Below are 16,062 nucleotides of genomic sequence, written 5' to 3' on the forward strand. Positions count from 1 at the left end.
GCGGATTTTGGCGTTAGGAACTAGCGCTTCTGCCTGTGGAGGGGATGTAAGTCGATCTGGTAAAACTTCGGTTTTGTTGGACGCCCCGCCCCGTTGAATCAGGAAGCCAGCGCTGTACCCCTTAAGTGGTCAGCGTCTGGTAGTTCACAATCCAAACATCAAGTCATCGACTATTAGCTGACCGTCAAAAGCGTAAAAAGTAATTTTATGAATATTCGGAGCTTTTACGCGCAGGGGAGTCCTAGGGTCGATCGGAGAATTAGACCCCACCAGATTGGGCGCCGGCATTTCATCCTGAACTATTGGGTTGCCGTCAATGTCACAAGCAGATAAAACAGTTCGTCGCGAACTGGTGACAAGTCCTGACACCCAGCGAACTGGATACTTAAAAGTTACTTCTATCAGTCCGCTTTTGGGGGCCCCCATTAACACTGTTGCCCCAGAACCTGTGAAAAATGCTGGGTTTGAAGGTTGGATGGCGACGGCATTGCTAAAAGTCACCCCCCAATGTGCAAACTGGTGTTCTACTACTTCAAAGCATTTCAAGTCTTCTAAAGCTACCCGGACGATCGCAGGTACCGTGGCGCGCGATCGCACCTCTGACCCTGCGCCTGAGCGTTCTGGAGTGGCGACAACAGACTTTTTGCCGTTTAAATCCATGCTTCGACAGGCTGTGTCAAACTCTGCCAACCCGTCAGATTGAAGACTTTTCGCATCAACCATAAAACCCTCGCGATCCCTTTTTCTGAGCAGTTGCATTTTAGTAGACCTCCCTGAGATTAGTTATTTCTTGTGTTTTGGAATTGATAACGGCGAGGCCCGTGATTGCCAAACCTGCAATTAGGAATCGAAACCCCATTGCCCGCCCTCCAACAAAGACTTTCGACCTCAAAAGCCACTGCTCCGCAAAATATCGTGATTAATGATTTGTGATTGGCGAGCGTCGGCCAACCTGCCGCCTGCCTGAAAGCGAGTTCTAATAGTCCTCCTTTCCGAGCGCCTGCTTTCGGGGTTAGCGAACAGACTCTATTTTGTTGAGGGGTCTCACCCATCATTTTGCTATTATCTCCGATCGGCGGTAGTTTGCAACAGTAAGGATAACTACACAGCCGAATTGCCCAAATCGCAAAACTTACTTGCTGTCTGTAGTTTCACGCTTCACCTGTACTAAAATAGATTTAAATCATTACTCAATCTTTACAAAAACGCCACCAGCTTTGCAAGTTTTTTAAACAAAGACGGGGCGACGGAAAAGAATCTAAAATATAACAGCGATTAAGGTTAGTTTATGCTTGTACCCCTCGGCTTCGGTCAGCGATCAATAGTTACTTCTCTCGGCAGAATGGTTTACTACACTGCTGAAAAAATGCCTTGGATGGGGTTGCCGACCTCAACTTCGGAAAATAAGCCGAACTTAGTATTTTTTCACGGTTTTGGCGGCGGGTCGAGTGCCTACGAATGGTCAAAAGTTTATCCGGCTTTTGCCGCAGAATATCGAATTTTAGCACCGGATTTAATCGGTTGGGGGCGATCGGAACATCCGGCAAGAAATTATCAGGTGGAAGATTATATCACAACTTTGATCGAATTTCTCGAAAAAACTTGCGGCAGTCCGACAGAGGTGATTGCTTCTTCGCTAACAGGGGCGATCGCGATTCGAGCTGCGATCGCACGGCCGGATCTCTTCAAATCCCTAATTTTGACCATACCCAGCGGTTTGTCGGACTTCGGACAAGACTACGGCAGCAGTTTCTTCGCTAAGCTAGTCAACACGCCGATTTTAGATCGCTTGCTCTACAGTACCGGAATCGCCACAGACGGCGGCATCCGTAACTTCCTAGAACAGCGCCAATTTGCAGATTCGCGTCGCGTTTACGAAGAAATTGTTGATGCTTACCTCCAATCTGCTTTGGAACCAAATGCAGAATATGCAGCCCTGTCTTTTGTGCGGGGAGATTTGTGCTTTGACTTGTCGCTGTACATCACTCAGCTAACAACGCCGACAGCGATTATTTGGGGAGAAAAATCGCAGTTTACCGGGCCCGATATCGGCCAGCGGTTGGCAAACCTCAACCCCGAAGCAATCAAAGTTTTTCAACCTCTGGAAAACGTAGGTTTGACTCCGCAGTTAGAAATTCCCGCTGTCACGATTGGCTTAATTAGGCAATACTTAAAATTGCTTTCGGAAGGGTAAAGAAGTTCGGCAACGGATTTTGTAACGGATGTAACGGATGTCACGGATAGAGGTTCCTGGATCGAGGGAAGAAGGAAGATTAATTCCCCACAACCCATAGATGTCAACTTAATCCTAAAGACGGCTGTATCTCTCGTTTATATCCAAGTCTAGATCCCCCTAAATCCCCCTTAATAAGGGGGACTTTGACAATAATCTTGCCCCCCCCTTTCTTAAGGGGGGCTAGGGGGGATCTATACTCTGCTAGAAGCGAGATTTCTCATGAATTTTAGTCTGAATTTGACACCAATGACTAATGACTAATGACTACTGACTACTAATTATTCTTTTACTCGCACGTCGATAACGCTGGCGTTGAAAATGTACTTGTTGCCTTCAAGCTCTAGCGTAGTGCCAATTTTGACTTTCGTATTACCTAAAACCGGGCCATTTTCAGTAAGTTGACCTTTTCCCTCTAAGGTAAACATCATATTTCTGCTGAAGGCTTCTTCTTCTCTGGGATCGGGGAGAGCTTTCAGAGTGCCGTTGGGCTGAGGAACTGCTAGGGTTCTGGTGAGAGTTTTGACCGATTTGATGGTAATCTGACCGGACGGTTGATTGCGGATCACCACATTGATTTTATCACCTGTTTTGAACAACTCTGGAACGTTTGTTCCTTTGAGACCGATCGCAATTGCATCAATCTCTACAGGTTTGATACTGGTGCCGACTTGGGCGACGGAACCGCCAGAAGTGCCGGGAAAGAAAAAGATTCCGACTGCAACTAGCAGTACGATCAGAGCGGCAGCTACGTCTAGAATGCTGAGTTTGCCGAACAGTCGGCCTTGAGAATCTAAAATTTTCATAAATCGCCTATTATACTGATAGCGACAGGAGTATGTTTACAAGCTCAGGACTTACACAGAAATCGATGAAAAACAGATGCTGTGATTGCTTGGCTACCGCTGGCAATGACATACTTTATTGATGCGTAAGTCCTGAAGCTAAAAGATATTACCACAACGATCGCCCCAAATCCGCATGACTGGGCCACTTAACCCGGAAGGCCGTTGACGGCGGTTGGTTGGCCGTGGGTCGATCGCCCAGAAGCTGGTGGCGCGGTTAAAAATTGACAAAAAGCTAGAATAGCAACTAAGCAGCCTCAAATTACGTCTGCCTATTGAGTGACTTTTCGAGTTTTTCCTCAAATTTTATCTAACTTCTCCCACGTATCAATCATGTTAAAAAGTTTTTGGTTGACTTGCCGGCGTACTTGTGGCCGGGGGATTTATCTGTTTCTGTCCCTGATGGTGGCTGCGGGTATCTGGGTGGTTTCCCCGGAACCGACTCAAGCATTTTCTTTGCCCGAACTTATTTTTCGAGGCATTCAAGTTATTCAATTGTCGAATATGTCCGATCGCCAAGAGGTGACTATTGGCCGACAAATTAATCAGCAGTTAACCAGGAGCCAGTTTAAGATTGACCGCGATCGGGACACTACAGAATATATTAACCGTATCGGTCAACGACTCGCTCAAGAAAGCACTCGCCCCAATATTCCTTATACTTTTCAAGTGATTGACGACGACGCGATTAATGCTTTTGCAACTATGGGCGGTTTTGTTTATGTGAATAAAGGCTTGATGACAGCGGCGGACAATGAGGCAGAATTGGCAAGTGTGATCGCCCACGAAATCGCTCACATTAATGCTCGCCACGCGATTCAACAAATGCGTCAAATGGCCATCGCTTCAGGCGTAGCTTCCGCCACTGGGCTCGATCGATCTCAGGCGGTTCAGATTGGGGTGGAATTGGCTTTGCGCCGTCCCCACAGTCGCCAAGCTGAGTATGAAGCCGATCAGTTGGGATTGCAAACTATGGGGCGAGCAGGCTACGCTCAATCTGGGATGGTTGATTTTATGAAAAAGTTGCTCAACAAGCCTTCTCCTCCTAGCATTTTGAGCACTCACCCGGCAACTGGCGATCGTATTGCTGCTATTTCACAGGCGATAGATCCGGATCTTGCTAGCGGTGAAGGTTTGAATAATGAGGATTACAGGCTAGAAATCCGCAGGCTTTTAGGTTCGTAGAAATTCTCAATCTGTCAGGGGCTCTATTGTTTTCTCTTCTCTTTTCTTCTCTTTTCTTACTTCGCGCTCTTCGCGCCTTCGCGGTTCGTTAAAAAATAAATCCAGTTATATCATGTCCCATGGATTAACCATAATAGCCCGGTCGGGGCGGGTTTTTGAGATTGTCAATTATTGGCACGTATTGTTGGCTCACGGGCCCCTACAAAAATCGCGGTTCCTCCACCGGACATGATATTACTAGGGTACGTCAGAAGCAGGTTAATTTCGATTTAATTGATCGAACTTAAACTGACGCACCCTAAAACTACAAATTGATTTAACACTCCTGTGGAACAACATAATCGATCGCAGCTTGGGGGGGTGGAATCGGCTGCGGCTTCAATTGCCGGACAACTTCGTCAAAGGGCAAAATTCGGACTTGATTGTTAAATACATTTACTTGATAAACTCTGCGGTAGCTGAGGTCAAATCCTGTCAGCCAGCCGCTTTTGGGATGATAAGCACCCGTGTCAATATCCAACCACCCTTCGCCCCTGACTAATTCGCCCGGTCTGACCCCATGAAAGGTAAAGGTGATCGTGTGACCGGTGATAATTAATTTATTGGGAAAATAGGGTTTCGACATGGTGTGAAATTCCCTGCGAATCCAACACAGTTGTTCGATCGACTGTTCATCGAGCGACAGATGGGGGTCAACGCCGGCGTGAACCAGCCAGATGTCCCCTAAGTCCAGGTGCGTGGGGAGCGATCGCAGCCACTCTAAGTGTTTATACGGCATCATCCCTGTATCTCTGTAGCTCGCTACTGTCGCATCGCCACCACTGTATAGCCAAGATTGCCACGCTCGCATATCCATCGGCGTTCCCGACAAAGCCTCCAGCATCAGTTGTTCGTGGTTGCCCAACAGAGTGTGGTAGGGGCTTTGCTGCACAAAATCTAATACCTGAGCGCTTTTGGGGCCACGATCGATTAAGTCTCCTAAAAAATAGACGCGATCGTCCAAGCCGGGGGCAAGTGCCTCTAGCAGGGTCATTAACCCGTCGTAATGCCCGTGTACGTCCCCGATAACAATGCGCCGATGCTCCATTGTGTTTATCCGCTTCCCTGACTCAAAAGCCCCATCTCTAGCTTATAGCATCTGATTTTGCTGTTATTTGCCTCCCCTCTTTTACGGTGGAGGGGTGTCACCCATTATAGTGCTTTTTATAAAGATTCTGTAAAGCTCACCAGTACCTGTTTGCGTAGCTACTGATATAAACACAGGCAAGCTGCTAATTCTGCTTCTGCAACTGCTGTTACTGAGGCAAAGCTTTGAGTTATTTCACGCTTTAGGGTGCATCAGCGATTAGCCGACGGATTAAGTCGAAAATAATCCTAGCTGACACACCGTAAAATACGATCGAGCCTTAACGATTGTCACTGAGTCAAAGCTTTGAGGAATGTCTGGAGTTCTGCCAAAAAACCTTTCTTTTTTAAGGGTTTGGCAGGTGCGGTGGAATCAGGATCGGCGCTTGGGAGAGAACCGGCTAAAATCCGCTCTAAATCGTCTCCGACAGGTTTTTGGGCGGTTTCAGAAATTAGTTGGTATTCGTCGTTTGTTTCCAGCCAGACTTGCCACGATTGGGGGTAGCAGCGGAATAAAGCAGCAGTGTCGAGGGGTCTGATATAGTAGCAGGATTCAATTTTGCTGAGGAATCGATCGCGCAATTGGCGGCCCGCATAGCCTATACCTATGGTGGCAACATCTTCCAGACGCGGGTTGAGTAGAATTACGGGGCGACCGGCCGCAGCTATATAAATTTTTTCGACTTGGGCAACTTCTACGGCTGCTGGATTGATCAAAATGAAAAGTTGATCTTCCGGTGATATTTTATCTTCAACAGGGGTGCGACTGCTACCCAAATCAGTGACTTTAAACGGTGTTTCTCCCCAGTCGCGGCGCGCGAGGGCTGCCGCACCGGTGTCGGGAAAAAAGACTTTTACTCCGGGGTATATTTCCTCAAATTCTGGGAGAAATTGTAGGGTGATAGACTGTGCTTGCAGGGCGATTTCTGGAAATACTAATTCGACTTGCAGTAGAGTTTTGCCGTCCGAGAGGGCAGCGGCGGTGGCAATGCGGGATTGGGCGATCGCCTCGTTGAGATCCTTGGGCAGTTCTGTCATTAATTTAATTGTTTTTACTCGACTTCTCTCAATCTAATTTTACCTGAGATATTGCACCATTTTCAATTACTTGTTTAGGAACAGGCTTTTCGGCCTGTTCCACAAAGAGTGAATTTTCTTGTGGAACGGGCATCTTGCCCGTTCTTGAGCATAGTACAAGATGTAAGTTTTACCGCATTAAGCAACAAAAGCTAACACCGATACAGGCGAACCGGAACCTCCCAAAAGACGCAATATTCCGATAACTAAAGTGATTTCAGCCGCAGGTAACAAGTCGAGATTTGCTAGATTTTCCAGCACTATTCGTTGCTTTTCCAATACCAATTTGTTAACCGCAAAACTTTCATCTCGCCCGGTATCGACTCCGTGGGTGTCGGTGCCAATTCCCGCGATAGAGCGTTCTTCTAGCAAAAATTGAGTTGCTGCTTTGCCAAATCCCGGAAAGTGGCAAATTCCGCGATCGTCTCGGTTGAAAAATGCTTTCTCGTCATCCCATTTTTCTTGCCAGCCAGTATACAATAAAACTAGATTTCCCGGTTCTATAAGTTTGTGCTGCCGTTCCCAAGTCAATATATCATCAATTGTTAAAGTGTAGTCGGGATTGGCAAGACTTTGCTCTCGGATGTCGATCGCAATTGCCGGCACAACGAGCGACTGCGGGGAATAATTATCAATGCTGGCGCCTCCTGCATAAAAGCTGTTGGGTGCGTTAATGTGAGTGCCGCTGTGTTCGCCCATCGAAAATTTTCGCAGGAAATACCCGTCTGTTTCTATTTGAGATACTGTGGCAATTTCTGTCGCTGGATCTCCTGGCCAAATGGGAATATTTGGGTGAATTGAATGGGTTAAGTCTACAATTGTGCTATAGGCGATCGTTTTGAGATTATTGGAGTTTAATTGGTCTGTCATCAGGTAAAATATATCTATTATTTATTAAACACAGTTTATTCAATTCTAAAATCTAAAATCTAAAATCTAAAATCTAAAATCTAAAATCGATTGACCGTCTGCACTCTCAATCTAAAATCTAAAATCTAAAATCTAAAATTCGATTAGTCGATCGAGGGTTGCTTCCATCACATCCTTTGTTTGCCCGGAAACAGTATACACCAAAGCTTCTCGATAAACTCTCCCCGCCGGGTGTACCGCACCGTTAGCAGCACCGCTAGAAACTGCTACCGCAGCGTGTCCGCAACGCACGGCTAAATCAATGGCTTGAGCTCGCAGCGCTAATTGTTCTGCTTTCGAGCTATGTTGAGATTGTGGGAAATTCTGTTTTAGCCGATCGAGCTTTTGCTCTAGTTTTTGGCAAGCCGCCGTTATAAAAGGTGAATTCTTAGCAGCCCCGGCTGCTGCAATTACATCCAATCCCGCTCGAATACAGCCAAAAGTAGCCGGAACAAAATTCAGTATATTTTTGGTGTCGTTTTCCGCAATCCAGCCGACAGGTTTAATTGAAATTATTTCCGATTCATGCAGCAACCAATTATCGAGATTTGCTGTCACAGTATTAGTCGAGTTCATGGCGATTAACTGCATGATTTCGCTACAAGCTATTTTACCATATTCGCCTTCAATATTGGCAAAAGGCACTAAACCGAAAACAGCGCGTTCGTCAGGAAGTACCGCCGCTACAATAAACTTTTGAAACAAGCAAAAACCTGTTACCCAAGGAACTTTTCCTGACAGTAAATAGCCCGCTTTTGTGGGAGTTGCGGTGACTGCCGGATTGCCCGATCGCCTTAAATGCGAAAACCCAATACCCAAGCGTAACTCTTTTTGGGCGATCGCGGGCAAGTATCTGCTTTTTAGCATTTCATTGTCGCTGTTGGCAATCATCCCAGTTGCGCTGTGGTGCTGAGTTTGCAGGAAAGACAAAGCGCCGGAATATCGAGCCGTCAATTCCTGATATTTGTAAAAAATCTCGGGTGCAATTTCGGCACCGCCCCATTTTTGGGGAACTCGCAATGCTAAGAGCGATCGATCTTCCAATCCCGCAAATGCTGTTTCTAGCGCTTCCGAGTCGCTGTCGATAATTTCCGCGTGGGGTGAAACGCACTTTTGCAGGTAACTTTCTGTGCTGTTGAGAATATATGGGGAATCCATTTTATATAATTATTTTATAGCTGTTTTTCTCTAAATCATTGTGAACCAGCCTAAAAATCTGCCCTCAAACTAACTTATTTACTCACATTTTGCACCAGTCTCTAGAACAGGCTCTCCGGCCTGTTCCACAAAAAGTAAATTTGTTGTGGAACGGGCAGGATAGCCCGTTCATAAAAGGCTTACTGAGAATACCCAAAACTAATTTATTTCCACATTTTCCAAGGAGCCTTTCCTTCATCCCAAAGTTCGTTTAAATACTTGTATTCTCGATAAGTATCCATCGCAAAGAAGAAGCCATCATGACGGTAAGCCATCAACTGTCCGTCTGCTGCTAAACGCTGCATCGGCTCCTGTTCTAAAATACAATCATCTCCCCCCAAATACTCAAATACCCGGCGGTTAAATATCATATATCCAACACTGATCCAGCCATCTATTTGAGGTTTTTCAGAAAACTGTACTACGCGGCTATCGCTGTCTACATCCAAAATTCCAAAGCGAGAAATCGGACGGAATGTGGTGACAGTTGCCAGCTTACCATGAGACTTGTGGAAATCGACTAAAGCCTCAATATTGACATCAGCTACTCCATCGCCGTATGTCACCATGAAATTCTCGCGATCTATATATTTTTCTATCCGTTTGACCCGCCCTCCTGTCATGCTTTCCGCGCCAGTTTCAGCCAGTGTCACCTGAAAATCTTGTTCGAGATGTTCCTCGTGATAAGTGATCGTATTTTGCCGTCCCAGACAGATAGTAAAGTCATTGTTCATGGCTTCATAATTAAGGAAATATTCTTTAATCATGTTGCCGCGATAGCCCAAGCACACAATAAAGTTTTGGAAACCGAAGTGTGCATATATCTTCATGATGTGCCAAATAATTGGATGTCCCCCCACCTCCACTAAGGGTTTGGGACGAAATTCTGTTTCTTCTCTGAGACGAGTACCGAGACCACCTGCTAGGATAACTACTTGCATTTTTTTTATTTTTAAAAGATGATCAATTAATTTATCATCAATAATCAGGGATTTATTCAAAGAATTATTAACTTTTTCTCATAGTGAGTGAAGCTTTGTCAACCCCAGAAATCACGAATTATTATAAATAATCGTAGGGTGATCCGTGGACACCGTGTATTTAGTAATAATCCTAGGGTGTTCCGTGCACACCATGTATTTAAATGCTGCGCGCAATTTCTAACTAACAGTAGGGTGGGTACTGCGGACAGTATATTTGAATACAGCGCGCAATTTCTAACTTAGGAATGGTAGATTAGGAAATAGACAAAAAAACAGCAAACACCTATACTAAATATAAGAAAGAGATTAAGCAGCAATGAAAAATCAACTCGATCGCCTAAAAAATTTTTTAGGTATCCTCTGTGCGATCGCCTCCATAATTATATTATTCCAATGGGCTATACCTGGTGTTTACGCCACGGTTGTTGCACCGAAAATCTCAACCATACCAGAAACCACCGTAGCTTTTGTACCCAACATACCGGGCGGGGGATTAGAATTTCACGAATCAGCAGGAGGACACACTTTAGAGAGACACGTTGGTAAAACAGAAGCACAACTAGCACAGCGACTCGCAAGCGAAACGAGAATTTCTGCTGCATCTTCTTTTATCGATCGTTCCGTCGCCGAAGCGGCTATTGCAGAAGCAATGAACAGAAATCAAAGTGCGATCGACTCCTGGGTGAAAAGTCGAGGTAATCGTTATACGATCGACTACAATGCCAACAGAATCATTGGTATTACTCTGCGTCGCCGCGCATCCAAAGCAACTTCAACATCTCGCCTGAGAATCGTCCTCCAGCGCAGCGCCAAATTACCTCCCGGATACTTTATTCTCACAGCCTATCCCCAATGATCGATCAATTTCCTCATTTAACCCAATTTTTCAGTTCCTACTTTCACCAAGACTGGCAGTTAGAAGCTGACACTCCCAGCGATGTAGTGAACAACTACCGCAGCAGCGAACCGCCCGCAAGTGTTGAAGCTGCATCGCAAGAGCTCAGCAAACTGCTCGAAATGCCGATCGCCCCAGCGGATTTAGAAGCATTTATCCTCGATGAATTAGGGTGTTACTACGACCCCCAATCCGAAAATCAAACAGTCAGAGAATGGTTGGAATCTGTGCAAAAATCTTTGAATAATCCCAGCTAAACTTTATATATTTGTAAGGACGCGGCAGTGCCCTGTCCCACAATTTGTCTATATATTTGTAAGGACACGGCAGTGCCCAATGCGTGTCAAATTAAGCTTTTCGTCCGCTAGTCCTCGCGCCTACCCGCCAGTCCGCCAGGGAATGAATTCCCTGTCTAATAGTCAAAGTCCTCTAAAAGAGGACTGAATAATTCATTAGTCCTCTTTTAGAGGACTTCAGCTTTGAGGCAGGGGTTTCAACCCCTGTCGGACTATCGGTTTAACGTTAAGTTGACACGACGAAAGGCAGTGCCGTGTCCCTACAATTTGTTCACAATCTAATAGGATTGCTAGCTCACTTGCTAACCGTCAATAAGTAGCCTTCGTGGACGTTGAAATTAGGGATAACATAAGCCAAGCTGCCGCTACCAACCGAAAAACTTTCTTCTTTAACTGTGACAAGCTGTGGCACGGCTCCTTCTTGATTGTTGGGAATCTTTTCTAATTTTAGAGTGATTTTCTGACCCCTTTGAATACCTAGCTGCTCCAAATTGCCGATGGTTAATGTTACCGTTGTTGCTGAGGAAAAATTGGGGTCGAAATAACCTAAAAGTATCTGTGCTTTACCTTCAGGATTGGACTTGCTGGCTAAAGCGACAAGGCGATTGTTATTTGACCAACTCCGCACCCGCGAATTAACTCCGTCAGCATAAGCTTTGTAAGTCCACCAAGCAGCTCTCGGTTCAAAAGTATTAGGCGTGACCATCCCACTCAGCGTATTGTTGAAGCAATTGCTAACTTTATTTGGCCCTTTAGTATCCCAACAAGCTCTGCAAGCACCGTCAGCTTTTGCATACTCTAAGTTATACAAATAACCTAAGATTTCCCCCGGCTGGTACTGCGCTAAGTTGCCGACAATTTCGTTGACGTAAATTTTTTGCAATTTCAGTTCCTTGTAAGAGGGACTTTGCTGAAAATTGCGTTTAGCCTCAATTACGTGATCGTCAACAAATAAGATCATCGTGTCGTTAAGTTCGTGCCACGAGAGGAAATTTACTTCAAGTTTGTTAGCCTTGCAGTAATCCAAAAAAGCGGCGAGATATTCTTTGCTGTAGCGGCCGAGGCTGGGCCCGCCAATCATTGCTGACGGCCCCAATTCTTCCCGCAAAATTTTGTAAGCTCTTTTGTAAGTTTCAAAGAATTGTTCTCTGCTTCCGTTCCAAAATGGATCTTTCCAATCTGGCTCATTCCATACATCCCAAATAATTTTTTTGCCTTTATTTTGCTGGGCTAATTGCCGCACGAATGCTTCCCACGCGGGGTAGTTTTGATAGGGCCAGCCATTGGGATTGCTACCGTAGCCCCACAAGTCGCTGACTACTAACTGAAACTCGGCTCCGCTGGCGATTATGCGATCGTAAATATCGAGTCTCCCCGCCCGCCAAAGTTTGGGCTGCAAGGGTTTAATAGAACTATCCGGCGGCTGGCTAGTATCAATTCCGTGCAGGATGCCACTCATGGAAATTGTACCGGTGGCTGGCTGTCCAAAATCTACTGTAACGTTCGATCGCAGTTGGGCAACAGTTGGTTGCTGTCCCAAATAGGCTATTAACAGAACAGTGACAATAGCTAAACAAATTGGCAGCAGTTTATTAATCCGTGGGAACTTGAATGTAAATTGCATATCTTTTCTTTGGTTGATGTTTTGTGGAATGGGCCGGATATCCCGTTCCTAAGAATGCTACAAGAGCTCTGTTTTAACGAACCGATGAAAACACTTCAAAACCCTGTATTGATTCTATCACTTGTTGCCACGACCGGGAGTTGATCAGCTCGTGGGTATCGAACGTAACGCCTTTTTCGGCTGCGAAAATACCAAAGTTTTTCACCCAATCAAAGATAGTTTCCGTGGTAAAATAAGGTGTGCAGGCCCAAGCAGATTGCAAATTATTCACCATCTCGGACATATCTCCCCGATCGTAAGCCTCCCAAGCTTTCCACACTAAATAATAGTATTTCAGCAGGCTATCCACTTGCTGTAGCTGCTTTTTGAGTTTCGGACTAATAGAGAAACTGTCGCTCTCATCGTCACTTACCAATGCCTGTTCAATTATTTCTCCATATTCCCGAAGCATCCGTTCTTCTTGGAATAGTTCTTCGGCTCGCGCTTTGCACGCTTGTCCTGCAAGTCTACGCGATTCGGGATTTTCTGCCCATATTTCCACCGTTTCTACCAACTCTTTTACTGTTCCTTCTGGGTCGATTGTAGGATCGGGCAGCAACTTTCCCGTATCTCCCAATTCTTCAGGAATCCCGCTGACTGCTGTGGCAATTACGGGCAATCCTTTTGCCATTGCTTCCATAATTGCTAGCGGCATTCCTTCTGCTTGGGAAGATAAAATAAAGATGTCGCTGGCGTCGAGCCAATCGGCAATATCCCAGCGCTGTCCTAAAAATTTAACCTGTTCTTCTACTCCCAATTTGCTCACAGTTGCTCTTAATTCAGGTTCCATATTGTCGTGAGTAGTAGACCCCGGCCCGGCCCAAACAAAGTAAATTTGGGGCCAAATTGGACGATTTTTCAATTGGGCGATCGCCTGCAATTGATACTGATATCCTTTAATTGGAGTCAATCTTGCCGCTGTAAAACAAACGACAGCATTTTCAGGGATTCCTTGTTCTTGACGCAGGCGTTGGCGAGTGGAAAGATTCGGTGACTCAAAATAACTATTTGGTCTGCCATAATAGATTACTTTTCCCCGTTCTAGACGCGCTTTAAATAGACTTTGGAACAAGTTTAAATTCTCGTGGGAAACTGCTACTGCTGCTTTGGCTACAATGTACTGATAGGCAACTGCATCGAAATAGGGAATTTGATCGCCGCGATCGAAGGTTTCATAATTGCGATTGATATAACCCAGACTGATGATGTACGGTATATTTTGCTCGATCGCAACTTGTTTAGCTGCAAAGTTAGCCATCGGCCAGCCGTCACTAAATATAATTAAATCCGGTCTAGCTTGGGCGTAAATCTTTTGAGCATCATCCAAATTGTAAGCTATTCGCAAAAACTCTTTCATCGTGTCGAACTCTAGCCAAATATGTTCGATACCTAGCTGTTTTTGTTCGGTAATTAAAGGATTAGAAGCTTGACTTTGAACGCTGGTTACTCGGTAGCCATCCGCCGCTAATTTACACATCAGCGAGTGGTTGAACTGAGCCAATCCGCCGACTCCTGAGTCTTCTGTGTACAGGAGTACGTGCTGTCTTGGCTGCCGAGAAGTCGAACGGGGAGCCGATTGAAACTGGTAAGGATTGTTAGCTGCGATCGCCACTATGTCTTGCCATTCCTGTAAATTGGTTAAGGCATAGGCATCAAAGTTGTAGCCGTACTGTTCCGAAACCCCCTTAAAAGTTTCCAGCCAATTAAAAACAGTTTCAGTGCCTGTCAAATGAGTGTAATACAGAGATTTTTCCAGACATTCGACCATTTCTGGCAAATATCCGTCGCGGTACATCCGCCATGCTATCCATACGAAACACTTGTAACGTTCCGCCCGTTTCAAGTCGCGGATGTGCTGAGGCAAATCTGGCCGCGCGAAAAATTGCTCCATCAAAATTTCCGTATTTTTCATTAATTTGCAGCCGTTAGACATGATATTGCTGTCGTGCTGACGATAGCAGGTTAATATCTCTTTTAACCAAACTGACTTGCAGCCTTTTAAACCTAAACGTAGCACAAAATCTAAATCTTCGGTTGGCGGCAAGCGATGCTCGAAACCGCCCAAGCGTTCCCACCACTCTCGCCGCAGCATCATGGCGCTAGGACGCACTGATTTGTAGAAAACAAAGGCTTCTAAATCTAATTTTGGTTCTTCTTCCCAAGGCTTTACTCCATAGATGCCTTCCTCGTTTTTGTCAACGATAACCCAACCTGTCTGCACCATATCTAATGTAGGGTCAGCGTCAAAGCAAGCTACTTGTTTTTCTAGTTTTTCTGGTAAGAAGAAGTCGTCAGCATCTAGAAAAGCTAAAAATTCCCCTTTTGCTAATTTGCAAGCACGATTCCGAGCAATTGCTGCTCCTTGGTTATCTTGATAGATGTATTGAATTAAATCGAGGTAAGGTGCTAAAACTTGGCGAGTGTTGTCAGTTGAGCCGTCGTCTACGACGATAATTTCCCAGTTTTGATAAGTCTGGTCAAGAACACTCTCTACGGCTCTGACAATGTAGCGATCGCAGTTGTAAGCCGGGATGATGACACTGACGCGCGATTTTTTTGAAGGAATGATATTAGCCATTAACTGTTTCCATTCTGGTAAGTTTATGAGATAATTTGCATCGATATTGCAGCCGTAGGTGTTAGAAATTTTAGTGATGCGCTTTACCCAATCTGCTATAGTTGCTGTCAGGGAGTACGGGGTATAATCCAAAGATTTTTGCAAATAGTCAGTCATTTCTGCCGGATGGCCACTGTAGTACAGTTGCCACGCCATCCATGTCAGAGCCTCATAAAAAGCAAGCTTTTCTAATTGGCGGATATCCTCTGGTAAGTCTGCTCTACTGAAGAAATTTTGCTTTAATTTAATACAAAGGTTTGCCTGTTTTATCGCTCTCTGGATGGACACATTTTGCCCGTGCTGGCGGTAGCATACTGTCACTTGAGGCAACCAAGCAGCTTCGCAACCAGATAGTGCTAAACGCACAATTAAGTCGGCATCATCTACTGAATCATACTGAGAATCAAAGCCACCGACTCGTTCCAGCCACTGCCGCGAAAACATCATGGCGCTGGGAAGTAGGGGCATATAAACAATCCAGGTTTTTAAGTCTAGCTGAGGCAAGTATTCCCAGGGTGTGACATCGAAAATACTTTCGCCTTGCTCTTTAACCATTCGCCAGCCACTATTAACAATTCCTAGTGATGGCTGAGCGTCAAATAACGCAACTTGTCCAGCTAACTTATCGGACAAGAAAAAGTCATCTTGATCTAAAAAAGCAATTAATTCACATCGGGATTCCTGAATTCCTCGGTTGCGAGCGGCAGCTACTCCTTGGTTTTCCTGATAAACATAGCGAATTTTTTCAACATAAGGCTGCAATGCTTGGCGGGTGTCGTCGGTTGAGCCGTCGTCTACGACGATAATTTCCCAGTTTTTATAGGTTTGGCTGATGACGCTTTCTACCGCTTGCGCGATGTAGCGATATCCATTATATGCTGGAATAATTACACTTACTCGCGGTGTCGGATTTGCTATTGACATGAATTTTATCGGTGATAAGGAAGGGTTCGGCAACGGATTCTGTAACGGATGTAACGGATGTAACGGATGTCAGGCAGAAGGCAGATGCAATTCTACTGTTGAGAGCAATCCGA

General features: G+C 45.3%; 13 protein-coding genes. 4 read left to right on the forward strand and 9 right to left on the reverse strand.

Going from position 1 to position 16,062, the window contains the following annotated elements; translation table 11 throughout:
- Nucleotides 1-144 precede the first annotated feature (144 nt).
- Nucleotides 145-759 (reverse strand): hypothetical protein, encoded by a 615-nt coding sequence (locus QUA88_RS23865; protein ID WP_333260697.1) that lies wholly within the window; start codon nucleotides 757-759, stop codon nucleotides 145-147.
- Nucleotides 760-1,288: 529 nt separating this feature from the next.
- Here QUA88_RS23865 and QUA88_RS23870 point away from each other — a divergent pair.
- On the forward strand, nucleotides 1,289-2,194 hold the full coding sequence (locus QUA88_RS23870; protein WP_333274193.1) for an alpha/beta fold hydrolase: 906 nt from the start codon (nucleotides 1,289-1,291) through the stop codon (nucleotides 2,192-2,194).
- Between the two features lie 320 nt (nucleotides 2,195-2,514).
- Here the strand turns inward: QUA88_RS23870 and QUA88_RS23875 are convergent, their stop codons facing one another.
- Nucleotides 2,515-3,039: a DUF4330 domain-containing protein gene (locus QUA88_RS23875; RefSeq protein ID WP_333055675.1), complete on the reverse strand. Its 525-nt coding sequence runs from the start codon at nucleotides 3,037-3,039 to the stop codon at nucleotides 2,515-2,517.
- Nucleotides 3,040-3,411: 372 nt separating this feature from the next.
- On the opposite strand from QUA88_RS23875, the gene QUA88_RS23880 reads away from it, so the two are divergent.
- Entirely contained in the window at nucleotides 3,412-4,263 is an 852-nt protein-coding gene (locus tag QUA88_RS23880; RefSeq protein ID WP_333055676.1) for a M48 family metallopeptidase, read from the forward strand.
- 316 nt (nucleotides 4,264-4,579) lie between these two features.
- Here QUA88_RS23880 and QUA88_RS23885 read toward each other — a convergent pair whose 3' ends face one another.
- The 5 genes from QUA88_RS23885 to rfbF form a co-directional block, all read right to left on the reverse strand.
- Nucleotides 4,580-5,350 (reverse strand): metallophosphoesterase family protein, encoded by a 771-nt coding sequence (locus QUA88_RS23885; protein WP_333055677.1) that lies wholly within the window; start codon nucleotides 5,348-5,350, stop codon nucleotides 4,580-4,582.
- A gap of 329 nt (nucleotides 5,351-5,679) precedes the next feature.
- Nucleotides 5,680-6,426 carry a DUF1995 family protein gene (locus QUA88_RS23890; protein WP_333055678.1) on the reverse strand — a complete coding sequence of 249 codons (747 nt, stop codon included), beginning with the start codon at nucleotides 6,424-6,426 and terminating at the stop codon, nucleotides 5,680-5,682.
- Nucleotides 6,427-6,603: 177 nt separating this feature from the next.
- On the reverse strand, nucleotides 6,604-7,335 hold the full coding sequence (locus QUA88_RS23895; RefSeq protein ID WP_333055679.1) for a cyclase family protein: 732 nt from the start codon (nucleotides 7,333-7,335) through the stop codon (nucleotides 6,604-6,606).
- A gap of 132 nt (nucleotides 7,336-7,467) precedes the next feature.
- Nucleotides 7,468-8,532, reverse strand: coding sequence for an acyl-CoA dehydrogenase family protein (locus QUA88_RS23900; protein ID WP_333260700.1), 1,065 nt, complete (start codon nucleotides 8,530-8,532; stop codon nucleotides 7,468-7,470).
- A 203-nt stretch (nucleotides 8,533-8,735) separates the two neighbouring features.
- Nucleotides 8,736-9,512 (reverse strand): glucose-1-phosphate cytidylyltransferase, encoded by a 777-nt coding sequence (gene rfbF, locus QUA88_RS23905; RefSeq protein ID WP_333055681.1) that lies wholly within the window; start codon nucleotides 9,510-9,512, stop codon nucleotides 8,736-8,738.
- Between the two features lie 358 nt (nucleotides 9,513-9,870).
- Between rfbF and QUA88_RS23910 the strand changes: the two genes are divergently transcribed.
- Nucleotides 9,871-10,410, forward strand: a complete 540-nt coding sequence (locus tag QUA88_RS23910) for an RNase A-like domain-containing protein (protein ID WP_333055682.1) — start codon at nucleotides 9,871-9,873, stop codon at nucleotides 10,408-10,410.
- Nucleotides 10,407-10,706 carry a contact-dependent growth inhibition system immunity protein gene (locus tag QUA88_RS23915; RefSeq protein WP_333055683.1) on the forward strand — a complete coding sequence of 100 codons (300 nt, stop codon included), beginning with the start codon at nucleotides 10,407-10,409 and terminating at the stop codon, nucleotides 10,704-10,706. Before QUA88_RS23910 ends, QUA88_RS23915 begins: the two co-directional genes overlap by 4 nt.
- A 334-nt stretch (nucleotides 10,707-11,040) precedes the next feature.
- Here QUA88_RS23915 and QUA88_RS23920 read toward each other — a convergent pair whose 3' ends face one another.
- Both QUA88_RS23920 and QUA88_RS23925 read right to left on the reverse strand, forming a co-directional pair.
- On the reverse strand, nucleotides 11,041-12,369 hold the full coding sequence (locus QUA88_RS23920) for a GH39 family glycosyl hydrolase (RefSeq protein ID WP_333055684.1): 1,329 nt from the start codon (nucleotides 12,367-12,369) through the stop codon (nucleotides 11,041-11,043).
- A gap of 73 nt (nucleotides 12,370-12,442) precedes the next feature.
- The gene (locus QUA88_RS23925; protein ID WP_333207670.1) at nucleotides 12,443-15,949 is read right to left on the reverse strand and encodes a glycosyltransferase; all 3,507 of its coding nucleotides are present in this window, start codon (nucleotides 15,947-15,949) and stop codon (nucleotides 12,443-12,445) included.
- Between the last annotated feature and the right edge of the window lie 113 nt (nucleotides 15,950-16,062).

It is taken from the genome of Microcoleus sp. D3_18_C2 (genome assembly GCF_036702395.1).
Lineage (GTDB): Bacteria > Cyanobacteriota > Cyanobacteriia > Cyanobacteriales > Microcoleaceae > Microcoleus.